This is a genomic window from Leucobacter sp. L43 (genome assembly GCF_016597785.1).
GTDB lineage: Bacteria > Actinomycetota > Actinomycetes > Actinomycetales > Microbacteriaceae > Leucobacter > Leucobacter alluvii.
In genome coordinates, this window is record NZ_JAENJG010000001.1 from 770470 (window position 1) to 792472 (window position 22003).

22 protein-coding genes and 1 tRNA gene are annotated in these 22003 nt (G+C 68.4%); 11 read left to right on the forward strand and 12 right to left on the reverse strand.

What is annotated here, in order from left to right; translation table 11 throughout:
* Window positions 1–317: 317 nt before the first annotated feature.
* Complete coding sequence (locus JE033_RS03545; protein WP_200329499.1) at window positions 318–983, forward strand: FadR/GntR family transcriptional regulator; 666 nt, start codon at window positions 318–320, stop codon at window positions 981–983.
* 71 nt (window positions 984–1054) lie between these two features.
* Here the strand turns inward: JE033_RS03545 and serA are convergent, their stop codons facing one another.
* The 3 genes from serA to JE033_RS03560 all read right to left on the reverse strand — a co-directional run bounded on the left by serA (window position 1055) and on the right by JE033_RS03560 (window position 3627).
* Entirely contained in the window at window positions 1055–2647 is a 1593-nt protein-coding gene (gene serA, locus JE033_RS03550; RefSeq protein WP_200329501.1) for a phosphoglycerate dehydrogenase, read from the reverse strand.
* A gap of 89 nt (window positions 2648–2736) precedes the next feature.
* Window positions 2737–3057: a hypothetical protein gene (locus tag JE033_RS03555; RefSeq protein WP_200329503.1), complete on the reverse strand. Its 321-nt coding sequence runs from the start codon at window positions 3055–3057 to the stop codon at window positions 2737–2739.
* Window positions 3058–3060: 3 nt separating this feature from the next.
* The gene (locus JE033_RS03560) at window positions 3061–3627 is read right to left on the reverse strand and encodes a hypothetical protein (protein ID WP_200329505.1); all 567 of its coding nucleotides are present in this window, start codon (window positions 3625–3627) and stop codon (window positions 3061–3063) included.
* A gap of 139 nt (window positions 3628–3766) precedes the next feature.
* Here JE033_RS03560 and hrpB point away from each other — a divergent pair, with 139 nt between their 5' ends.
* Window positions 3767–6433, forward strand: coding sequence for an ATP-dependent helicase HrpB (hrpB, locus tag JE033_RS03565; RefSeq protein ID WP_200329507.1), 2667 nt, complete (start codon window positions 3767–3769; stop codon window positions 6431–6433).
* A gap of 220 nt (window positions 6434–6653) precedes the next feature.
* Here hrpB and ilvC read toward each other — a convergent pair whose 3' ends face one another.
* The 5 genes from ilvC to JE033_RS03590 form a co-directional block, all read right to left on the reverse strand.
* A complete protein-coding gene (ilvC, locus tag JE033_RS03570; RefSeq protein ID WP_234037261.1) occupies window positions 6654–7670 on the reverse strand; it encodes a ketol-acid reductoisomerase in 1017 nt (338 codons plus the stop codon).
* 68 nt (window positions 7671–7738) lie between these two features.
* Window positions 7739–8248, reverse strand: a complete 510-nt coding sequence (gene ilvN / locus JE033_RS03575; RefSeq protein WP_090147814.1) for an acetolactate synthase small subunit — start codon at window positions 8246–8248, stop codon at window positions 7739–7741.
* A 2-nt stretch (window positions 8249–8250) separates the two neighbouring features.
* Window positions 8251–10047 carry an acetolactate synthase large subunit gene (locus tag JE033_RS03580; protein WP_200329509.1) on the reverse strand — a complete coding sequence of 599 codons (1797 nt, stop codon included), beginning with the start codon at window positions 10045–10047 and terminating at the stop codon, window positions 8251–8253.
* A gap of 78 nt (window positions 10048–10125) precedes the next feature.
* The gene (ilvD, locus tag JE033_RS03585) at window positions 10126–11820 is read right to left on the reverse strand and encodes a dihydroxy-acid dehydratase (RefSeq protein WP_090147809.1); all 1695 of its coding nucleotides are present in this window, start codon (window positions 11818–11820) and stop codon (window positions 10126–10128) included.
* Between the two features lie 113 nt (window positions 11821–11933).
* Window positions 11934–12173: a hypothetical protein gene (locus JE033_RS03590; protein WP_090147806.1), complete on the reverse strand. Its 240-nt coding sequence runs from the start codon at window positions 12171–12173 to the stop codon at window positions 11934–11936.
* Between the two features lie 138 nt (window positions 12174–12311).
* Here JE033_RS03590 and JE033_RS03595 point away from each other — a divergent pair, with 138 nt between their 5' ends.
* From JE033_RS03595 to JE033_RS03610, 4 genes are all read left to right on the forward strand, one after another.
* Window positions 12312–12521: a hypothetical protein gene (locus JE033_RS03595; protein WP_090147803.1), complete on the forward strand. Its 210-nt coding sequence runs from the start codon at window positions 12312–12314 to the stop codon at window positions 12519–12521.
* Window positions 12522–12644: 123 nt separating this feature from the next.
* Window positions 12645–12717: transfer RNA gene (locus tag JE033_RS03600), tRNA-Lys, on the forward strand.
* A gap of 77 nt (window positions 12718–12794) precedes the next feature.
* Window positions 12795–13604, forward strand: a complete 810-nt coding sequence (locus tag JE033_RS03605) for an inositol monophosphatase family protein (protein ID WP_200329511.1) — start codon at window positions 12795–12797, stop codon at window positions 13602–13604.
* Window positions 13601–14020 carry a DUF3054 domain-containing protein gene (locus JE033_RS03610; RefSeq protein WP_200329513.1) on the forward strand — a complete coding sequence of 140 codons (420 nt, stop codon included), beginning with the start codon at window positions 13601–13603 and terminating at the stop codon, window positions 14018–14020. Before JE033_RS03605 ends, JE033_RS03610 begins: the two co-directional genes overlap by 4 nt.
* Before the next feature lie 57 nt (window positions 14021–14077).
* Here the strand turns inward: JE033_RS03610 and gap are convergent, their stop codons facing one another.
* The 3 genes from gap to JE033_RS03625 all read right to left on the reverse strand — a co-directional run bounded on the left by gap (window position 14078) and on the right by JE033_RS03625 (window position 16739).
* Window positions 14078–15076, reverse strand: a complete 999-nt coding sequence (gap, locus tag JE033_RS03615; RefSeq protein ID WP_200329515.1) for a type I glyceraldehyde-3-phosphate dehydrogenase — start codon at window positions 15074–15076, stop codon at window positions 14078–14080.
* A gap of 148 nt (window positions 15077–15224) precedes the next feature.
* Window positions 15225–16166: a GlxA family transcriptional regulator gene (locus JE033_RS03620; protein ID WP_200329517.1), complete on the reverse strand. Its 942-nt coding sequence runs from the start codon at window positions 16164–16166 to the stop codon at window positions 15225–15227.
* An 84-nt stretch (window positions 16167–16250) separates the two neighbouring features.
* Entirely contained in the window at window positions 16251–16739 is a 489-nt protein-coding gene (locus tag JE033_RS03625; protein ID WP_200329519.1) for a YbjN domain-containing protein, read from the reverse strand.
* A 178-nt stretch (window positions 16740–16917) separates the two neighbouring features.
* Between JE033_RS03625 and JE033_RS14880 the strand changes: the two genes are divergently transcribed.
* From JE033_RS14880 to JE033_RS03645, 4 genes are all read left to right on the forward strand, one after another.
* A complete protein-coding gene (locus tag JE033_RS14880) occupies window positions 16918–17322 on the forward strand; it encodes a transcriptional repressor (protein WP_090147790.1) in 405 nt (134 codons plus the stop codon).
* A 182-nt stretch (window positions 17323–17504) separates the two neighbouring features.
* On the forward strand, window positions 17505–18509 hold the full coding sequence (locus JE033_RS03635; RefSeq protein WP_200329521.1) for a permease: 1005 nt from the start codon (window positions 17505–17507) through the stop codon (window positions 18507–18509).
* Window positions 18499–19290, forward strand: coding sequence for a TIGR03943 family protein (locus JE033_RS03640; protein ID WP_200329523.1), 792 nt, complete (start codon window positions 18499–18501; stop codon window positions 19288–19290). The genes JE033_RS03635 and JE033_RS03640 overlap by 11 nt, the downstream gene beginning before the upstream one ends.
* A complete protein-coding gene (locus JE033_RS03645) occupies window positions 19280–20758 on the forward strand; it encodes a hypothetical protein (protein ID WP_200329526.1) in 1479 nt (492 codons plus the stop codon). The genes JE033_RS03640 and JE033_RS03645 overlap by 11 nt, the downstream gene beginning before the upstream one ends.
* Window positions 20759–20785: 27 nt before the next feature.
* Here JE033_RS03645 and ykgO read toward each other — a convergent pair whose 3' ends face one another.
* Window positions 20786–20908: a type B 50S ribosomal protein L36 gene (gene ykgO, locus JE033_RS03650; protein ID WP_200329528.1), complete on the reverse strand. Its 123-nt coding sequence runs from the start codon at window positions 20906–20908 to the stop codon at window positions 20786–20788.
* Between the two features lie 80 nt (window positions 20909–20988).
* Here ykgO and JE033_RS03655 point away from each other — a divergent pair, with 80 nt between their 5' ends.
* Window positions 20989–22002, forward strand: a complete 1014-nt coding sequence (locus tag JE033_RS03655) for a GTP-binding protein (protein ID WP_200329530.1) — start codon at window positions 20989–20991, stop codon at window positions 22000–22002.
* Window position 22003 lies beyond the last annotated feature (1 nt).

Here is a 22003-nt window from a genome sequence, read left to right on the forward strand (position 1 = left end):
TCGCGGATGCTGATGTTCAGTAGACGACCACCCTGCGCACCGCTCCGCGCGGAACCAGAGGGATCCACCACCGAAGACCAGCCCGCCAATCGGCGTGCTCGGTTCTTCGTTTTGACACGGGCAGACGCCCGCTCTCACAGGATAGCACCGAGGGCCTGGCAGCACGCAGGGTATCCGGGTCTGCGGCGCGCGCTCAGATGAGCTGTCAGACAGATTACCGAAGCGGACGAAAACTCAATATTCTGGTGCGAGTAGATCCGCACCGACGCCGACACTCGACCTGCGAGCCCGCGTTGCGCTCCCGAAAGGTCCCGCCCATGGATTCCCCCGTCAAGCGCGTCAGCGCGACCGAGGCCGCGTTCCGCGCGATCCGGGATCTCATCGACAACGATGCGGTCGTTCCCGGCGATCGTCTGCCCGGAGAGCTGACCCTCGCCAAGCAGTTCGGCGTGAGCCGATCCGTCGTGCGGGAGGCGCTCCACGCGTGCTCGACGCTGGGGCTCACCGAGACCCGCAGCGGCAGCGGCACCTACGTCGTCTCGAAGACTCCGTCCGGCGTGTCCGAGTTCGGCGGGTTCGACCCAGACCACCTCATGGAGGCGCGTATCCACGTCGAGGTGCCCACCGCGGGCCACGCGGCGCAGCGGCGCACTGAGCTCGAGCTCGAAGCGATGCGCAGACTCCTCAACCGCATGCTCGAGACGACGGCGCTGCACGAATGGGTGCGCCTCGACCGCGACTTCCACACCCTCATCGCTGAGGCGAGCCACAATTCGGTGCTCCTCAGCATCACCGCGTCGATGCGGCGCTCGCTCGATCTGCAATCCGAGTTCTTGAACATCACGCAGGCGCGTCAGCTCGATTCCGACGTCGAGCATGCGACGATCTTCGCCGCCATCGAGGCCGGCGACCGGGTTGCGGCTGAAGAAGCCGCGCTGCAGCACATCGACGCCGTCGCCTCGGCTATCCGAGCCGGGCGGTAACGGCGGGGCGGATCCTGCACGCACGAAGCCCCCTCCGCCGAGATCGCGGAAGGGGCTTCGTGGTTCGGCGCCTAGAGGGCGTCGATGTCGATCGTGTGCATGTGCTCGGCGCCGATCGCGCCGCGCAGTGCGCCGATGAGCGTCTCCTCGACCGGCGCGTCGACCGAGAGCACCGACAAGGCGGTGCCCCGCTTCTCATCGCGAGCGATCTGGAGACCGGCGATGTTCACGCCGGCCTCGCCGAGCACGCCGCCGTAGGTCGCGACGATGCCGGGACGGTCGACGTAGCTGAAGACGATGAGGTGCTCCGGGATCGGCAGCTCGACCTCGTATCCGTTGATCTCGACGATCTTCTCGACCTGCTTCGGGCCCGTCAGTGTGCCCGAAACCGAGATGGGGGTGCCGTCGGTGAGCGCGCCGCGGATGGTGATCACGTTGCGGTAGCTCTCCGAGAGCGAGTCGACGGTGAACCGAACGTCGATGTTGCGCTGCTCAGCGAGCAGTGGCGCGTTGACGTACGAGACGGGCTCGCTGACCACCTTCGAGAACAACCCCTTCAGGCCGGCGAGTCGCAGAGCCTGCACGTTGTGCTCGGCGAGCTCGCCGTGCACCTCGATGTCGACCGAGGCGATCGCGCCGTCCGCGAGACCGGCGAAGACCTGGCCGAGCTTCTCCGTCAGCGGCAGGCCGGGTCGCACGTACTCGTCGATGGCGCCGCCCGCGACGTTCACCGCGTCGGGAACGAGATCGCCGGCGAGGGCGAGGCGCACCGACTTCGCGACCGAGACGCCCGCCTTCTCCTGGGCCTCATCGGTCGACGCACCGAGGTGCGGCGTCACGTTGACGTTCGGAAGCCCGGTGAGACGCGTGTCTGCGGGCGGCTCCTGCACGAAGACGTCGAGCGCCGCGCCGGCGATCTCGCCCGACGCGAGCGCCTCGGCGAGCGCGTCCTCGTCGATCAGGCCGCCGCGAGCGACGTTGATGACGAACGCGGTGGGCTTCATGGCCCGCAACTGCTCGGCGCCGATCATGCCGAGCGTCTCCGGCGTGCGGGGCATGTGGATCGTCAGGAAGTCCGCGCGGCCGACGAGCTCGTCGAGCGAGACGAGCTGCACGCCCAGCTGCTGCGCGCGCGCCGCGGTGATGTACGGGTCGTATGCGATGAGCTCGACGCCGAAACCGCGCAGGCGGTCGGCGATGAGCGCACCGATGCGTCCCAGTCCGATGATGCCGACGGTCTTCTCGAACAGCTCGATCCCGGTGAACGACGAGCGCTTCCATTCGCCTGCTGACAGCGACGCGTGCGCGCGGGGCAGGTGTCGCGCGAGACCCAGGATGTGCGCGACCGTCAACTCGGCGGCGCTGATGATGTTGGACGTCGGCGCGTTGACGACCATCACACCGGCCTGGGTGGCCGCCTTGATGTCGACGTTGTCGAGACCGACGCCGGCGCGGGCCACGACCTTGAGCTTCGGCGCCCAGCCGAGCGCCTCCGCATCGATCTGCGTGGCGGAGCGGACCAATACCGCGTCAGCGGAACCGAGCGCCGAGCGCAGCGCATCGCGATCCGTTCCGTCGACGTGCACCACCTCGAAGTCGGGGCCGAGAGCGGCGATGGTTGCGGGCGAAAGTTGTTCGGCGATCAGCACGACCGGCGCAGACATCAAGCAGATCCTTCGGGTTGAAAACGAGGACAATACGCGCAGCGCACGCAGGGCACCAGTCTAGCCCCGCAGGGGTCGGCTGCTCCCGGCTACGCGAAATATGACGAGTCGGGCACGACGTGCATGATGTCGATCTGCCAGGCGGCGACCAGCGCCACGCCAGCGGCGAGCAGCAGGATCCTGGCGCCCGCTCGCCGTCGTCTTCCGAGCAGGAGCGCGAGCGCGAAGACGACCGCCGGCATCACCACGCCGACGACGAGCCAGAAGCGACCCGACCCGGTGAGGCCCGTGCCGAGCGCCGCGCTCATGCCCATGACCCCGACGAGGTTGCCGATGCCCGCGACGATCGCGTACAGGTAGAGCAGCCCGAGCAGCACCCCGGCCGACCATGCGGAAATGAGTTTCGCCATGCCTCAGACGCCTCTCTCAATGAGCATCGGCAGCGGTACGAGCACCACGGCGCCGATGAGCAGCAGGATCGTCAGGAGCTTGGTGCGGCCTCCGCGCCCGGAGACGAGCGCCGTGAAGAACCAGAGGGGCGCGGCGAACGGCGCAGCCCAGAAGACGACCTGCTGCAGCACGCCGCCGATGATGCCGCTCCCCGCAGCGGTGACCGAATTGTTCTCGGAGTAGGCCTGCGCCACGATGAACCAGCCCCAGGTGTAGAGCAGGTAGAGTCCGCCGAAGACTCCCAGCACGACGAGTGCGCCGTTCGAGATCTGGGATCGCTCAGGTGCATCGGCGTCGACGACGGCGTCGATCGCGTCGCTCTCGGACTGCGCCTGCGGTCGCGCTCCCTCGTCGCCGACGCGCGACGGCGCACGTTGCACATCCGTCGCATCCGCCCCGACACCAGGAGGCGGATCGGCGCGCACTGCATCCGGATCACCGGCTGCGGCCGGCTCCCCGGCGACGGTCCATCCGCTCGCGAGCGAGCTCTCCCGAGGTTCCCGCGACGCGCGGCCCGGCTTCTGCTTCATCCCTCCAGGGTATCGCTCGACGACTCCACGTCTGCCGGGAGCGGCATCGCGCGGCACCCGAGGCGGCCGACCGCGAGCACGCACTGCGCCGGCACCGGCCGCGGCGCAGACCCGGGCACCGCACTTCTACACTGGAGGGATGCCCCATCGCTTCGATCTCGCCGCCATCGGCGCCGGGCTCGTCGTCGCGAACGAGGCTGAAGCGCTCGTGGCGGCTCTCGCCGGCGGCGTCGCGGTCGTGACGGCTCCCCCTGGCACCGGGAAGACCACCTTCGTGCCTCCGCTCGTCGCAGACCTGCTGAGCGAGACGTCTCCGGGCGGCGATGCCCCATCGCGGTCGAGCGGCCGGGCCCCGACGGTCTTGCTCACGCAACCGCGACGGGTCGCAGTGCGCGCGGCAGCGGCCCGGATCGCCCAGCTCGACGGCTCCCCGCTCGGCCGCGCGATCGGGTTCACCGTTCGCGGTGAACGCGTGCTCGATCCCGCGCACCGCATCGAGGCGCTCACCCCCGGGGTGCTGCTGCGCCGCCTGCTCCGGGACCCGGACCTCCCCGGTGTCGGCGCGGTGATCCTCGACGAGGTGCATGAGCGCTCACTCGACGGCGACCTGCTGCTCGGCATGCTGGCCGAGGTCCGCGTGCTTCGCGATGATCTCATCGTGGTCGCGATGTCGGCGACGCTCGATGCGCGTCGTGTCGCCGACCTCCTCGGCTCCGACGAGGCACCGGCTCCGATCGTGGACGTGCCCTCGGCGCTGCACCCGCTGCGCGTCGACTACGCCCCGTTCGACCGCCCCAGGCTCGACGATCGAGGGGTCAGCCGGGAGTTCCTCGCGCATCTCGCGGGAGTAGCAGCGGAAGCGCAGCGCTCAGAGGGGTGCGATGCACTCGTCTTCGTTCCCGGCGCCCGCGAGGTCGATGAGCTCGTCAGCCTGCTGCGCTCCCGAGTGCCAGGACACGGGACCTCGGCGGTCGATGTGCTGCCGCTGCACGGTCGATTGGAGCCTCGGGCGCAGGATCGCGCGGTGCGCGGGCGGCTTCACGGCGATCCGCCCCGCATCGTCGTGAGCACCTCGCTCGCCGAGAGCTCGCTCACCGTGCCGGGGGTGCGCCTCATCGTGGACGCCGGTCTCTCGCGGGAGGTTCGACGGGATCGAGCTCGGAGCATGACGGGGCTCGTCACGGTGAGCGCCTCCCGCTCGAGCGTCGTGCAGCGCGCCGGTCGCGCGGCGCGCCTCGGACCCGGTCGCGCGGTGCGCGCTTACTCCGAGGCCGACTTCGCGCGCATGCCGGCCGACGCCGCTCCTGAGATCGCGGCGGCCGACCTCACGGACGCCGCACTCGTGCTCGCCACCTGGGGCACGCCTCGCGGTGAGGGCCTGGCCCTGCCGACGCGCCCGCCCGCTGCGGCGATGCGCGAGGCGGAGCACGTACTGCGCACGCTTGAGCTCGTCAACGACACGGGCAGCATCACGACACTCGGAGCGCGCGTCGCTCAACTCCCGATCGGCGCCCGCGAAGCGCGAGCCCTGCTCTCCGGGAGCACCGCCCTCGAAGACCGGACTCGAGTGGCGGAGATCGTCGCCGCCATGACGGGAGATCACCGCGATGCGGGGGCCGACCTCGCACGGGTGCTGCGCGAGCTCCGCGCCGGGCGCTCCCCCGGTGCGGCGACGTGGCGCCGAGAGTCCCACCGGCTGCGCAGGATCGTCGATGCCGAGTTCGAGACGACCTCCGAGGCCGCAGCCGACACCCGTGCGCCCGGCACGACGGCGACGGCGACGGCGACGCAGCATTCCAACGCCGGCGCCTCGCCAGGGCCCGTCGTGGCGCTCGCCCGGCCCGAGTGGATCGCGCGGCGAGTCGCATCCGGCTCCCGAGCGTACGTGCTGGCGAGCGGGACGCGCGCGGCACTGCCCGAGGGGAGCCCCCTCCTCGGCTCGGAATGGATCGCCGTGCGAGAGGTGCAACGCGCCGACGGTCGCGCTGCCGACGGCACCGGCGCGGTGATCCGCCTCGCCGCTCCCCTCACGGATGCCGATGCACGGCACTTCGGCGCGTCCCTGCTCGCCGAGCAGCGATCGGCGCAGATCGTCGACGGCCGCGTCCAGGTGCGGGAGGAGCGGCGCCTCGGCGCGATCCTGCTCGCTTCGACTCCCGTCGCCGCAACACCGGCCGACACCGCGCCCGCGATCGCGCGCCTCGTGCGCGACGACGGGCTCGGAGCTCTGACCTGGTCGGACGTGGCGAAGGCGCTGCGCGGACGGATGGCGCTGGTGCATGCGCAGCTCGGGGCGCCCTGGCCCGCCATGCACGACGCCGCGCTGCTCGCCTCGATCGATGACTGGCTCGGCCCCGACCTCGCGCGGCTCTCAGGTCGCGCGGGCCTCCGCTCCCTCGACCTCGCCGCCGCACTGCGTCGCCTCCTGCCCTGGCTCGAGGCCGCCCGCCTCGACGAGCTCGCCCCCGAGCGACTCCCCGTGCCGTCGGGCGGCAGCGCGCGCATTGCATACCCCGATGTCAGCGACGAAGAGGGCCGGCCGGTCGTCGCAGTGAAACTTCAAGAGCTATTCGGCCTCGCCGTCACGCCCCGGCTCGTCGACGGGCGGGTTCCGGTGCTCTTCCACCTGCTCTCCCCTGCCCGCAAGCCGCTCGCGGTGACCGACGATCTCGAGTCGTTCTGGAACGGGCCCTACCAGCAGGTGCGCAAGGAGATGCGCGGGCGGTACCCGAAGCACCCGTGGCCGGAGGATCCGTGGACGGCGCCCGCGACGGCGCGCACGAAGCGCGCTTTCGCCCGCCCCTGAACCGCACCCGCCGGCGCCGATGCCGATGCCGATGCCGATGCCGATGCCGGTGCCGACGCCGGCGCCGCGAGCACGAGGGCTCCCCCTGAACCTGAGCGCATTTCGGCGATCAAAGCCTCGGGTTCACGTTCACTCCTCCGGTTCGGCGCCGGCACGGCCGCCGAAACAGCAGAACGCCCACCGGGAGCGGATCCCGGTGGGCGTTCAGAACTGCGTCGGATCAGCGAGCCGCTGAGCCGTCGACGTAGTCCGAATCCTGCTGCTGCCATGCAAACAGCTTGCGCAGTTCGCCACCGGTCTTCTCGATCGGGTGCGATTCCTCCTTCTTGCGCAGCTCCTGGAACTCGGGGCCGCCCTTGTCCTGGTCCTCGATGAAGCGCTTCGCGAAGGCACCCGACTGGATGTCGGCGAGCACCTCCTGCATGTGCTCCTTGACCTCCGGGCCGATGACGCGCGGGCCCGAGACGTAGTCGCCGAACTCTGCCGTGTCGGAGATCGACCAGCGCTGCTTGGCGATGCCGCCCTCCCACATGAGGTCGACGATGAGCTTCAACTCGTGGAGCACCTCGAAGTACGCGATCTCGGGCTGGTACCCGGCCTCGGTCAGCACCTCGAAGCCGTACTGCACGAGGTGGCTCGTGCCACCGCAGAGCACCGACTGCTCGCCGAAGAGATCGGTCTCGGTCTCTTCGGTGAACGTCGTCTTGATGACGCCGGCGCGGGTGCCGCCGATCGCTTTCGCGTACGACTTCGCGGTGTCCCACGCGGTGCCCGACGCGTCGACCTCGACGGCGATGATGTCGGGGATACCGCGTCCCGCCTCGAATTCGCGGCGCACCGTGTGGCCGGGAGCCTTCGGAGCGACGAGGATCACGTCGACGCCGGCGGGGGCCTCGATGTAACCGAAGCGGATGTTGAAGCCGTGGGCGAACGCGAGCGTCTTGCCCTCGGTGAGCTGATCCTTGATGGATTCGTTGAAGATGGTGCGCTGGTGCTGATCGGGAGCGAGAATCATGATGACATCAGCCCACGCCGCTGCGTCGGCCACGGTCTTGACCGTGAACCCCGCCTCTTCAGCCTTCTGAATCGACTTCGAGCCCTCCTTGAGGGCGATGACGACCTCGACACCCGAGTCGCGAAGGTTCATCGCGTGGGCGTGGCCCTGCGAGCCGTAGCCGACGACGGCTACCTTCTTGCCCTGGATGATCGACAGATCGGCGTCGGCGTCGTAGTACATCTCTGCCACTTGGGACTCTCCTTAGTTGTGATGGTTCGTTACAGCTCGTGCGGAAATCGGGTGTTCCGCTAGTTCTTGAAGACGCGCTCGGTGATCGATTTCGATCCGCGACCCATTGCGATCAACCCCGACTGAGCGATCTCCTTGATGCCGTAGGGCTCGAGCACCTTCAGGAAGGCGTCGATCTTTCCCCGGTCTCCGGTCACCTCAATCGTGAGGGCGTCGGGCACGACGTCCACGACTCGCGCCCGGAACAGCGTGACTGCTTCGAGTACGTGGGATCGCGACTGGTTGTCGGCGCGCACTTTGATGAGCACGTGCTCGCGCTGCACCGAGGTGGCGCTCTCCAGTTCGACGATCTTGATGACGTTGACCAGCTTGTTGAGCTGCTTCGTCACCTGTTCGAGCAGCACCTCGTCCTGGTCGACGACCACGGTGATGCGCGACAGGCCCTGCATCTCGGTCGGTCCGACCGCGAGGGATTCGATGTTGAAGCTGCGACGGGCGAACAGCCCGGCGACTCGGGTCAGCAGACCCGGCTTGTCCTCGACGAGGAGGCTCAGCACGTGACGGCTCATGGTTACTCCACCTCCCACTCGGGACTGTGTTCGAGGGCGTATTGGATATCGCTGTTCGAGGTGCCTTGACGCACCATCGGCCACACCATCGCATCCGCACTGACGACGAAATCGATGAGTACGGGGCGGTCGTTCGTCGCGAGGGCGAGCTGGATCGCCTCGTCGATCTGGTCCTCGCGCTCAACGCGGATCGCCAGGCAGCCGTAGGCCTCGCCGAGCTTGACGAAGTCGGGCACGCGCTGGGAGCCGTGACCCGTGTTCAGTTCCGTGTTCGAGTACCGGCCGTCGTAGATCAGCGTCTGCCACTGACGCACCATGCCCAGCGAGGAGTTGTTGATGACGGCGACCTTGATCGGAATGTTGTTGACGACGCAGGTCGCGAGCTCCTGGTTGGTCATCTGGAAGCAGCCGTCGCCGTCGATCGCCCATACGATGCGGTCGGGCTCCGCCACCTTGGCACCCATGGCGGCCGGAACTGCGTACCCCATCGTGCCGGCGCCGCCGGAGTTGAGCCATGCGCCGGGTCGTTCGTACTTGATGAACTGCGCGGCCCACATCTGGTGCTGGCCGACGCCCGCGGCGTAGACCGCCTCGGGTCCGGTGAGCTCTCCGATACGCTCGATCACCAGCTGCGGCGACAGCAGCCCGTCGCTCGTCGGGTGGTGCCCCAACGGGAACTTCTGCTGCAGCCCGCGGAGACGCTCCCACCACGGGCTGATGTTCTCGCACTCGCGGCTCACCTGGGCGGTCGACATCGCGGCGATGAGATCCGCGATCACGTCGGCGGCATCACCGACGATCGGCACATCCGCCGCGCGGATCTTGCCGATCTCCGCGGGATCGATATCCGCGTGGATCACCTTCGCGTCTGGCGCGAAGAGCGCCGCCTTGCCGGTGACCCGGTCATCGAAGCGCGCGCCGAGCGTGATGAGCAGATCGGCTTCCTGCAGTGCGAGCACGGCCGGGACCGTGCCGTGCATGCCGGGCATGCCGAGGTGCTGCGTGTGCGAGTCGGGGAAGGCTCCGCGAGCGGTCAGCGTCGTGACCACCGGAGCGCCCACGAGCTCGACGAGTTGCAGCAGCTCCTCTGAGGCTCCTGCGCGCACGACTCCGCCGCCGACGTAGAACACCGGTCGCTTCGCGTCTGCGATGAGGTCGGCGGCGGCCTGAATCTGCTTGCTGTTGGCCTTGGTGATCGGACGGTACCCGGGGAGGTCCGCGCGCTCGCCCCAGGCGAAGTCGAGCTCGCCCTCCTGCGCGTCCTTCGTGATGTCGACGAGCACCGGGCCGGGGCGACCAGTGGATGCCAGGTAATAGGCGGCCGCAATCGCCTCGGGTACGTCTTCGGCGCGCTTCACGAGGAACGAGTGCTTCGTGATCGGCATCGTGATCCCCACGATGTCGGCCTCCTGGAACGCGTCGGTTCCCATGAGGTGCGAGTAGACCTGCCCGGTGATCGCGAGGAGCGGCACCGAGTCCATGTAGGCATCGGCGATCGCCGTGACGAGGTTCGTCGCACCGGGGCCCGAGGTGGCGATGCAGACTCCGACGGTGTTGCTCGCCGTGGCGTAGCCCTCGGCCGCGTGGCCGCCGCCCTGCTCGTGCCGCACCAGGATGTGGCGAAGCTTCTCCGCGTCCATCAGGGCGTCGTACAGCGGAAGCACCGCGCCACCCGGAAGGCCGAAGACGTCGGAGACGCCGAGCGCTTCCAGGCTGCGGACGACGGCCTGTGCGCCGGTCATCCGTTCGCCGCGTTGAGCCGCATGGGGTGATGGGAGTGCACTCGATTCCGAGTTCATGTCCAGCTTTCGTGATCGGAGGTGATATCGCGGGACGCGGCCGGTATGGCCGACGGCGTGCCGAACTCGTCTACCGGATCAACCGGTGACGGCGCCGTGGGACGCCGACTTGACGAGCTTCGCGTACTTCGCCAGCACACCGCGCGTATACCGCGGGGGAAGCGGGGCCCAGTTTTCTCGTCGGGCCTCAAGCTCTGAGGGATCTACCAGCAGATCGAGCGTTCGTGCGGCGATATCGACCCGAATCAGGTCTCCGTCGCGGACCAGAGCGACCGGACCGCCGTCCGTTGCTTCTGGTGCAATATGGCCGATGCACAGGCCGGTTGTGCCGCCTGAGAATCGTCCGTCCGTCAATAGTAGTACATCTTTGCCGAGGCCCGCGCCCTTGATGGCGGCGGTGATCGCGAGCATCTCGCGCATGCCCGGCCCGCCCTTCGGGCCCTCGTATCGGATGACGACGATGTCGCCCTTGCCGATACGCCCCTCGGTGAGGGCATCCATCGCGGCGCGCTCGCGATCGAAGACCCGCGCCGGCCCCTCGAAGAGCTCGGCGTCGAAACCGGCCGTCTTGACGACGGCGCCTTCCGGGGCCAAGGTGCCGTGGAGGATCGACAGGCCGCCCGTCGCGTGGATCGGATCGTCGAGGTGATGAATCACGGTGCCGTCGACCGGGTCCGGATTCAATTCGGCGAGGTTCTCCGCCATCGTCTTTCCGGTGACGGTGAGCGCGTCACCGTGCAGCAGCCCAGCGTCGAGCAGCGCCTTCAGCACGACGGGCACGCCGCCCTGACGGTCGATGTCCGCCATGACGAACTTGCCGAACGGCTTCATGTCGGCGAGGTGCGGGACCTTCGAGCCGATGCGGTCGAAGTCCTCGAGCGTCAGGTCGACTTCGGCTTCGCGCGCGATCGCGAGGAGGTGGAGCACCGCGTTCGTCGATCCCCCGTACGCCATGAGCAGCGTGATGGCGTTCTCGAACGCGTGCTTCGTCAGAATGTCTCGCGCGGTGATCCCCAAGCGCAGCATGTTGACGACCGCCTCACCCGACCGGTGGGCGAAGTAGTCCCGTCGTCGATCCGCGCTGGGCGGAGCCGCAGAGCCGGGAAGGCTCATGCCGAGCGCCTCCGCGATCGACGCCATCGTGTTGGCCGTGTACATACCGCCGCACGCGCCCTCGCCCGGAGCGATGGCGCACTCGATGCGCTTCAGATCCTCTTCGCTCATCGTGCCGGCCTTGCAAGCGCCGACCGCTTCGAAGGCGTCGATGATCGTGACTTCCTTCTCCGTGCCGTCGGTGAGCTTCACCCAACCGGGAGCGATCGATCCGGCGTAGAGGAACACCGAGGCCAGGTCGAGACGGGCCGCCGCCATCAGCATGCCGGGCAGCGACTTATCGCACCCCGCGAGCAGCACGGATCCGTCGAGCCGCTCCGCCATCATCACGGTCTCGACCGAGTCGGCGATGACCTCGCGCGAGACGAGCGAGAAATGCATGCCTTCGTGGCCCATCGAGATCCCGTCCGAGACCGAGATCGTGCCGAACTGCAGCGGGTACCCACCACCCGAGTGGACGCCCTCTTTGGCGCCCTGAGCGAGGCGATCGAGGCTCAGATTGCAGGGGGTGATCTCGTTCCACGAGCTCGCAATGCCGATCTGGGGCTTGTCCCAGTCCGCATCACCCATGCCCACCGCACGGAGCATTCCCCGGGCCGCGGCCTTCTCGATTCCATCGGTGACGTCGCGGCTCCGCGGCTTCATGTCAATCTCTGCCATAACGCCATTCTAAGGGCTGACGCATGCGCGAACCGGCGCGTTGGCGGGCGGGCTCCGCGGGAACGCGAAAGCGGGGCCGGAGGAGCGCCCTCCGACCCCGCCCGCGGAGCGCGCTACTTGCCGCTGATGGGCAGCAGCGAAAACGGGAGCGCGAAGCCCAGGCTGGCCGCAGCGAGGCCGCCCGCGAACGTCCACAGCTCGGCCGCGCCGAGTTCCGGGTTCACGCCGTAGCTCATGATGACGAACCCGCCCAGCACCAGCACGATCGAGATGACGAATACGATCGCCGTCACAGCGCTCACGGCTCCCTGCGAGCTCTCCTCGAACAGCGCGCCCGTCTCCTGCTTCGCCATACCGGCTTCTCCTTCATCGATCAGTGGTGGCCCCGCACGCGCGAAGCCTGTCTCAGCCAGGCTACCGCAACCCCCTCCGCTCCGCGCACCCTCCCACTAGGCTGAAACCGTCATCATCACCGACCGCAGGGAGGCACCGTGTCTATCGGCAAGTACGTCACCAATCCCGGAGTGATCGGCGCCGCGTTCGGCGCCATGAGCACCGCACGCCGCACCGGCTCCATGCGCAAGGACTGGCGCCGCTATCTCGTGTGGGGCGCCTGGCTCGCGGGCCTCGCGCTCGCCATCGCCACCGTTTCCATGCAGGAGCAGGATGCGGAGGAGCAGGCCGGCCGCAAGCGTCGCTGAGCCGAACCGGCGCGATCGGGCCGCGACGCGCGCGGGATCCCGCCGTCGATTTGAACGGCCTCTCTCGATCGTGCTAGAGTTTCATCCGTTGCTCAGCGAGGCAAGACCTCGGAACAGCGATATGCGCCTTTAGCTCAGTTGGTAGAGCAGCTGACTCTTAATCAGCGGGTCCACGGTTCGAGCCCGTGAGGGCGCACAGATGGAAAGCCCGGTATCTCATACCGGGCTTTTCGCGTATCTGCCCGGTGGTTCCCGCTCATGGAAGGTGTGTCAATGACCCGAGCGCTCCCCTCTCCCGACCTCGCGTTCGCCCTCGATCTGGCGGACATCGCGGACGGGATATCGCTCCCCCGCTTCCGTGCCGCTGACCTCGCGGTCGACACGAAGCCCGATCGCACATTCGTGACGGATGCGGACACGGCGGTCGAGCGGGCGCTGCGCGCCCGTATCTCCGCCGAACGTCCGGGTGACGGATTTCTCGGCGAGGAATCCGGGCGGGAGGATCGGGGCGAGCGGCGATGGATCATCGACCCCATCGACGGCACATCCAACTTCCTCCGCGGCGTGCCCAACTGGGCCACCCTCATCGCACTCGAGATCGACGGTTCGCCCTCCGTCGGCGTGGTCTCGGCGCCCGCATTCGGCGCTCGATGGTGGGCGGAGACCGGGCACGGAGCCTGGGGCCGGCAGCAGGGTGCCGATCCCCGTCGACTGCAGGTGTCAGCCGTCGCAGAGCTCGAGCACGCGTCCCTCAGCTTTCAGAGCATCGAGCAGTGGGATCTCGCCGGGTACCTGGATCCACTCATCGCGCTCAGTCGAGCGGTCTGGCGGGACCGGGCGTACGGCGATATGTGGTCGTACATGCTGCTGGCCGAAGGCCTCGTCGACATCGTCGCCGAGTTCGACGTGAAGCCCTATGATCTTGCTGCGCTCGTGCCCATCGTGCGCGAGGCCGGTGGGCGATTCACCGACATCGAGGGCGCTGAGAGCGCCTGGAACGGCAGCTCGCTCGCCACGAACGGTCGCCTGCACGGCGCGGTGCTGGATCTCCTCGAGCGCTCGCGAGCGGAGTCGCAGTCATGAGCTCGTCGGCCCGAGAGCCAGCCGAGCGCTCCGCTTCGAAGCCACTCCGCTCAGCCGCCCTGGCGCTCGGAATCGATCTCGCGCTCGTTCTGCTCTTCGCCGGAATCGGCCGGAGCAGTCACGAGCGGGCGGCGACCGTGCTCGGACTCCTCGATACGGCGTGGCCCTTCATCATCGGTCTCGGCGTCTCGTGGCTCGCCGCACGAGTCGCTCGGCACCCGATGGCGATCATCAGGGCCGGCCTTCCGATCTGGGTCGGCTCCGTCGTCATCGGCATGCTGGTGCGAGCGGCCACCGGTGCGGGCACCGCCATCCCGTTCGTCATCGTCGCCACCATCACTCTCGGCGTCTTCCTCATCGGCTGGCGCGCGATCGCAGCGCTCGTGATGCGCCTCCGCACTCGCACAGCGGCGTGAGCACGGCACTGGCCCCTCTCGAACGAACGGGAGGGGCCAGTGCGAGTGCTCTTCGACTCAGTCGGCGAGCGTCGCGAGCACCTGAGCGGCGCGGTTCGAGAATCCCCACTCGTTGTCGTACCAAGCGGTCACCTTGACGTGCTTCCCGTCGGCGTACGTGAGCTCGGAATCGAAGATGGAGCTGTGCGGGTTCCCGACGATGTCGGAGGAGACCAGCGGCTCTTCCGAGTATTCGAGCACCCCGGCCAGTGGTCCGTCGGCCGCGGCGCGGTATGCGGCGAGAACTTCATCCCGCGTCACCTCCCGAGACACCACCGCGGTGAGCTCGACGATCGAGCCGACCGGAACCGGTACGCGGAGCGACCCTCCGACGAGCTTGCCGTCGAGCTGGGGCAGCACCTGGCCGATCGCGGTCGCGGCCCCGGTCGAGGTCGGCACAATGTTCAGGGCGGCGGCGCGGGCGCGGCGCAGATCGGAGTGCGGCGCATCCTGCAGACGCTGGTCGGCGGTGTAGGCGTGCACGGTCATCATCGTGCCCCACTCGATGCCGGCGAGCTCGTCGAGCACCTTCGCGAGCGGTGCGAGCGCGTTCGTGGTGCACGATGCGTTCGAGACGATGTGGTGCTGCTCGGGATCGTAGAGGTCGTCGTTGACGCCGACGACGAGTGTCAGGTCGGCGCCCTTCGCGGGAGCGCTCACGAGCACGCGCTTCGCTCCGGCCTCGATGTGCTTCCTCGCATCGGCCGCCTTCGTGAAGAAACCGGTCGATTCGAGCACGACGTCGACCTGCAGCTCGGCCCACGGCAGTTTCGCGGGGTCGCGCTCGCCCAGAATCTCGATGCGGCGGTCGCCGACTACGAGCGTCGTGCCGTCGACCGACACCGGCTGCTCGAGCTTGCCGTAGAGCGAATCGCGGGAGAGCAGATGCGCCAGGGTCGGCGCGTCTGTGAGGTCGTTGATGGCGACGACCTCGAGGTCGTTCTGCTGCTGCAGCAGAGCGCGCAGGACGCCCCGGCCGATTCGTCCGAATCCGTTGATGGCTACCCGACGGGTCATGGGTTCTTCGATCTCCTTCGCAATGATGTGCATGGTGGTCTGATTCCAGACTGGTACGTGAGAGGCACTCACGCCAGTGGCCGCATTGCCATCATTCGAACGAATCCTGCCAGGATCTCGCAGCCGCGGAACACGGGTGCGAGCCGCATCATCCCGACTGCGAGAACGTGCGCCGATACGCGGTCGGAGCCGTGCCGAGCACCTGTCGGAAGTGCCGGCGCAGGTTCGTCGCGGAGCCCAGTCCGACGGCGGCCGAGATCGCGTCGACGCCGAGTTCCGTCTCCTCGAGGAGCTCCCGCGCGCGATCCACCCGGGCGCGCATCACCCACTGCATCGGCGTATAGCCGGTCTCATCGAGGAACCGTCGGGAGAAGGTGCGCTCCGACACGCGTGCGTGCTGGGAGAGACGGGCGATCGTCAACGGCTCGTCGAGGTGGCGGAGCGCCCACTCCCGCGTCTGCGTGAACCGCTCGCCGATCGACTCCGGCACGCTGTGCGGGAGGTACTGCGCCTGACCACCGCTGCGGTAGGGAGCGGCGACGAGTCGCCGAGCCGCATGATTCGCGACCGCCATGCCGGATTCGCGGCGCAGCAGGTGGAGACAGAGATCGATTCCAGAAGCGGCCCCCGCTGAGGTCAGCACCGAGCCCTCGTCGACGAACAGCACCCGGTCATCGACGCGCACATTCGGGAACTGCTCGGCGAGGCGCCGCGCGTAGTGCCAGTGCGTCGTCGCCCGCCGACCGTCGAGCAACCCCGTGGCGGCGAGCGCGAACGCTCCGGTGGAGATCGCTGCGAGAATGGCGCCGCGATCATGTGCGGCGCCGAGCGCCGTGATGAGCGCCGCCGGCGGCGGCTCACGGTCGGGAAACCGGTATCCCGGCACGAAGATCAGATCGGCAGTCGCAAGCGACTCCAAGCCGTGCTCGACGTGATAGGAGAGACCGTCTCCCCCGGTGATCAACCCCGGCCTGACGCCGCATACATCAACCGTGAACGGCATGCTGGCACGGTGCGTGAAGACCTGCGCGGGGATTCCGACGTCCATCGGCTTGGCGCCCTCGAGCACGACGACCGCGACCCGCTTCATGGGTGCCAGCCTACCGGGAGGCTCGCATCGCGCCGCCCTCACTCCGAGACGGCGCACGGCCGGCAGCAATAGCCTCTGGCACGGTCAGTGCTGGGCCAGGTGACGCGCCCACGCTTCCGGAAACGCGTCGTTGAGGGTCGAGAAGAACGCCATGCTCGTACCGACTGCGCAACGGAGGTGCTGTGCGAGTTGCTCGTCGGTGACGCCGGGATCGTAATCGACCGTGTGCTCGGCGTTCAGCCGGAGCGACCCGTCGTCGTCGCGCCCGACGAACGTCTTCGGCCAGAGCCTGTCGGCATTCCACAGGTTGCAGAGCTCGAGCGCGCGGGAGTACTCCGACGCTCCGAGGCGTCCGCGCCAGTAGCCTCGCACGCAGAGCAGTGCGTCGGCTTCATCGTCGACGAGGAAGAAGAAGGACCCGTACTCCCAGCCCCCGCGGATGTCGCCCTCGTCGTCGGCGGTGTACCGCCACCCGATGGATTCGAGGACTGCTGCGACCCGCTCCTTCGTCAGCCGTGCCAGCACCGCGTCGTCACCTGCGACTGCAGCGGTCCCCTCACCGGAGTACTCCATCTCGAGCGCTCCTTTCCGGTCGTTCGTCCAGATTATCCGGCGCGAGCGGCTCCCGAAAGCGCAACGCCGAGCACGCGATCCTGTTTCTTCTCCGACGCACGCGTTCGCTCGCGGGAGAACCCCGGTCAGGGCGCCGCTGCTACCATCGGGAGCGTCCATCGAACTCTGGAGCCGCATCGTGACCACCATCCGCACTCGGCGTACCGCGCAGGGCACCGCGGTGCGTACGGCGCTCGAATCCATGGCCGGGTTCATCTCGGCGCAGGAGCTGCACCGGCGGCTCGCCGACGGGGGCTCGAAGATCGGCATCGCGACCGTGTACCGGCAGCTCAACACCCTGGTCGAGAATCAGGAGGCCGACGCGATCTCGACCCCCGATGGGCAGTTGTATCGGGCCTGCGAGGATCCGCAGACGCACCATCACCACATGGTCTGCACGAGCTGCGGCACGACGATCGAGATCGAGCCGCCTGACGAAGCATGGTTCACCTCCGTGGCCCGCACCCACGATTTCGAGATCCACTCCCACACGCTCGAGGTGTTCGGCATCTGCGCTGCATGCCGCGCCGCGTCCTCGCAGTGAGACCGGATCGGGTCGGTGTCTGACGCTGACCCCGCAGGGGATGGAGCTGCCCCGACACGCGAGCAACGGTCAGGACCGCGCAGAGCCCCGCTTCTATACTGAGAACGATTATCGGCCCGGAGCTTCGAGATTCCCCCCTCGTCCCCTGCGGCCGCATCGGCTCGGATCGGATCGGAGACAGCATGGAGGCGGTGAGGCACCGCTCGCGCGCCTTCGCACTCGCCGGTCTCGCAGCACTCACACTGCTCGCAGCCGTCGCACTGCGCGCAACCACGCATCACGCGGGCGAGGCCCTCGCCCTGCCCACCGCCCTCGCCGATTTCGTCGCGCTGTCGCTCAGCGTCTTCATCGAGTCCCTCCCGTTCGTCTTCCTCGGAATCCTGCTCTCCACCGTCGTGCAGGTGTGGGTGCCCCAATCGGTCATCGACCGGGTGCTCCCGCGGCGCCCGGCCCTGAGACGCGCGGTGCTCTCGGTCACCGGGGTGCTCCTCCCGGTCTGCGAATGCGGCAATGTTCCCCTCGCACGCGGGCTCATGATGCGCGGCTTCACGGTGTCGGAGGCGGCGACCTTCTTGCTCGCTGCTCCGATCCTGAACCCGGTCACCATCATCACGACCTACCACGCCTTCGGGTGGAGCGACGGCATTCTGGCGGCACGCGTGATCGGCGGGTTCGCGATCGCGAACCTCGCCGGATGGCTGCTCAGCCGCTCGGCGAGTCAAGCAGCGCTGCTCACCGACGATTTTCGCACGCACTGCGAGCACGCGCACGAACGCCGACCCGGCGACCGGGTGCAGCGCAGCCTCGTCGGCGTCGCTGAGGAGACGAGTGCCCTGATGCCCGCTCTCATCATCGGATCGGCGCTGGCGGGAGCGATCCAGGTCGGCGCCCCTCGCGATCTGCTGGTGGCGCTCGGGGCCCACCCGCTCTGGTCGGTACTCGCCCTGGTGCTGCTCGCATTCATCATCTCGATCTGCTCGAGTGTCGATGCGTTCTTCATCCTGTCGCTCAGCGCCACGTTCCTCCCCGGCAGTATCGTCGCCTTCCTCCTCTTCGGAGCGATGATGGATGTGAAGATGCTCGCGCTGCTGCGCACCACGTTCACCGTCCGCGCGCTCGCACTGCTCACGAGCCTCGTGGCACTCTGCTGCCTGGTCATCGGTTGGGGTCTGAACCTTGTCGCGTGAGCAGTTCGATCGGTACTGGCGGGGTCTCGTGCTCAGCGGCCTGGGAATCGCGGCGATCATGTGGCTCGCATCAACCGGACGCCTGGGCTGGTACGTGCATCCACGGTACTTCTGGTTCACCGTCACCATCTGCGGGATCGCGGCGATCGCACTGTGCGCAGCCGTGCCCGTGCTGCATCGCGCCTCTCGTGCGGCGCGCGCGGAAGATCACGACCACGAGCACGACCACGGACCCGATGCGCCCCGAGCCCGAGCGCGTCGCTCTCCCGTGCAGCGTGCGCTCCCGTCGATCGGTGCCGCACTGCTCATCGCGTCGACCGCAGCGGCGCTGCTCATCGCTCCCCCGACGACGCTCTCCGTCGCGGCTGCCCAGCAACGCCAGGTCAACTCCGGGAGCGGCCCGGCCGACGGCTCCCCGGTCACCGGAGAGGACGCGGATCGCGACGCGCGAGACTGGGCGATGCTGCTGCGCCAAGGCGGTGGAGCAGAGGCCCAGGGACGCACGGCGAACTTCATCGGATTCGTGCTTCCCGGCACCGAAGAGTCGGGCGACGTGTTCTTCGCAGCGCGCTTCGTGGTGTCGTGCTGCGCCGTCGACGCGCAGCCGCTCGGCGTACCCGTGCTCATGCCCGGCTGGGAGCGGGATCACCGCGAGGGAACCTGGGTGCAGGTCGAGGGCGTCTTCGTCGCGAACCCGGATGTGGCGAGCGACCAACCCGTCGTCCTGCGCCCGTTCAGCGTGACGCCGATCGATGAACCGGAAGATCCGTATGTCTACTGAGCGCCGGGCGAACCGGCGCATGCGGATATCGAGGATCACCGTCTTCGCGATCCTCGGCCTGCTCGCCGCCGGTCTCGCCGGAGCGAATCTGGTGCAGCCTCCGCGCCTCAAAGCACTCGATGCGAACACGGCGCTGCTCGTCTCCCGAACGGACCAGCGCGTGCAACTGCATCTGAGCCAGCCGATCGACGCCGTCGCCCCAGATGCGGTCTCCGTCACCCCGGCGACCCCTGTCGACGTCACCTCGGATGGCAGTTCGCTCACGATCCGATTTCTCGAGATGCTCGACACGGGAACGGAGTACCGCATCGAAGCCCGGGTACGGGGCGCGGCGACCGGCAGCGACGGCGTGATCACGGCACCGGTGCGCACCCCTGATCCTGCGACGTACACGGTGAACCGATCGGATGCAGGCGATCGGCTGCTCGAGCACCGCCTGCAGAACCCGGGCGCGACGCGCGCCGTCTTCACCGCGCCGCGGATCCAGGAGTATGCACGCACCGCAGCAGGGCTCGCCGTGGTCTCCCGCGACGAGACCGGGCGGGCCGCTCTCTCGATCCATTCGGAGACCGGCGGTGGTGCCGAGACGGGGAGCTTCACGGATCCCGATCCGTTCCGCATCATGTCTGCGGGGCATCTCGGTCAGCTCCGCAGCGAATCGAACAGCGGAGTGATCGGAGTCGTCGCCTCGGGCGTCGGCGACGACAGCACCGAATACGACCGCACCCTGCTCGTGATCGACCCGGCCACCGTCATCGTCTCGACTGTGACCGACGTCGATGGAGCAGCGATACCCGTCCGCGACTGGCGGTTCATCCCCGGCACGACGTCGCTCGTGTTCCAGAGCCCGGATGGACGACTGTTCGGCTGGGAAGCGGTACCCGAACCCCGCGTCTTCGATCTCGGGCTCTCGGCAGATCTGCTCGACTTCATCCCCGGCACCACGACGCTCGCCGTCGCACGCGACTCCGGCGCGGCACTCGTCGACCTCTCGGGAGCGGTGACGGGCACGCTCGATGCGCCCCTCTCGCCCACCCCTATCGAGCCCCCGGAGGAATCCGCGGGCTCGGACCCCTCCGCTGTGCTCGCCGTCAGCTCCGACTCGACGCTCGCTCGACTCGCCCCGTCGGGGGCCGAGACTCACGCGACCTCGGAGAATGTCGACCACCGCTCGGCGGGCTCTCCGCTCGGCGACGGCTCGCTCGCCGTCGGCGGCAGCGTGGAGGTGCAGGAGGACGGGAAGGCGCGCACGATCTTCACCCCCGCTGCCCAGTCGACCCGGATCGGGCGCGTATGCCTCTCCCCCAACGCAGAGTTCGCGGCGATCGAGACGGTCTCGGCGGGCGGCACCTCGGACGGTACGCCGGTGTCGCTCGGCTTCACCCAGACGACCACGAACTACGTGCGCATCGACTCCGGCGAAACGGTGCGCTCCGCGATCGGCGGCCTCAGCGATTGGTGCGATTGAACCTCGGGGGCGTCGCCGCCCAGGCAGTCAGCCCTGGCGCCCCTTGGAGCGCGGATTGAGTGTGTTGATGACGTACACGCGGCCGCGTCGGCGTACGACCTGAGCTCCGGGTTGCCACTGCAGTGACTTGAGTGATGCTCGAACCTTCATCGGATGCTCCTCAGATGTTAACGATAAGGATTATCACTATAGTTGGTCGTGGGCGCTCGGCGCCTTCACGAGAGGAACCCATGGAGACCATCGAAATCACGGCCGTCGTCGGCGCGTGCGCACCGGAGCGCCGCGCCTTCGCGCAACGACGCGCGACGCAGATCGGCGCACCCCTGCTCACCGCGGCGCGGCTCTCCGCGAGCGCGGATCCCGTGCTCGAGGCCGTCACCGTCGCACCGTGGTTCGGGTCGTCGGGAGCCGTGGTGATCGAACTGCCGGCCGACGTGCGCGCGACCGACGTGATCCGCGCGTTCTCCGAGGACTCCGAACGAATCCGTCTGACACATCTCATCTGCGTCGTCGACGCAGCCCACCTCCTCACCGACGTGATGCGCGACGACTACCTGCCGCAACGGGGCGACGCACTCTTCGTCGCGCGGGCGGAACTGCTCATCACTCAGATGGAGCACGCGTCGCAGATCGTGCTCGTGAACTGGGAGTCGCAGGCGACAGCGCAGCTGGCCGCCCTCATGGCACTCGTCCACCACCTCGCCCCCCGGGCTCGCCTGCGACTGCAGCAAGACGGTTCCGACCCGATCGCCCCGCCCACCGGGCTGTCACGATCGCAAGATCCCGCCGGCTGGATCGCGGTGCTGAACGATGAACTCGACCCGTACATGACGGACGCGCGGGTCACGGCATTCCGGTACACGCACGAACGGCCGCTGCACGCCGGCCGCCTGCAGGCGCTGCTCGACCATCGCATCGAGCCCGGCGAATTCGGCTTCGTCGTGCGCTCAGCCGGATTCTGCCGCCTGGCCAGTCGACCCCGAACCATCGCGAGCTGGGACCACGTCGGCCGAGTGATCTCGTTCGAACCGATCGGAGCCGGCGGGATCAGTCCTGCCGCCGAACTCCTCGCGATCGGCCAAGACCTGGCGTTCATCGGACTCGACCTCGACATCGCTGGGATCACCGCGGCGCTCGACGCGGTCGCCCTGACGGATGTCGAATTCTCGGCGGGGCCGGAAGCCTGGCTTCGACTTCCGGACCCCTTTCCCGAGTGGGCCACCGCGGAGGAGTCACCGGGGTAGC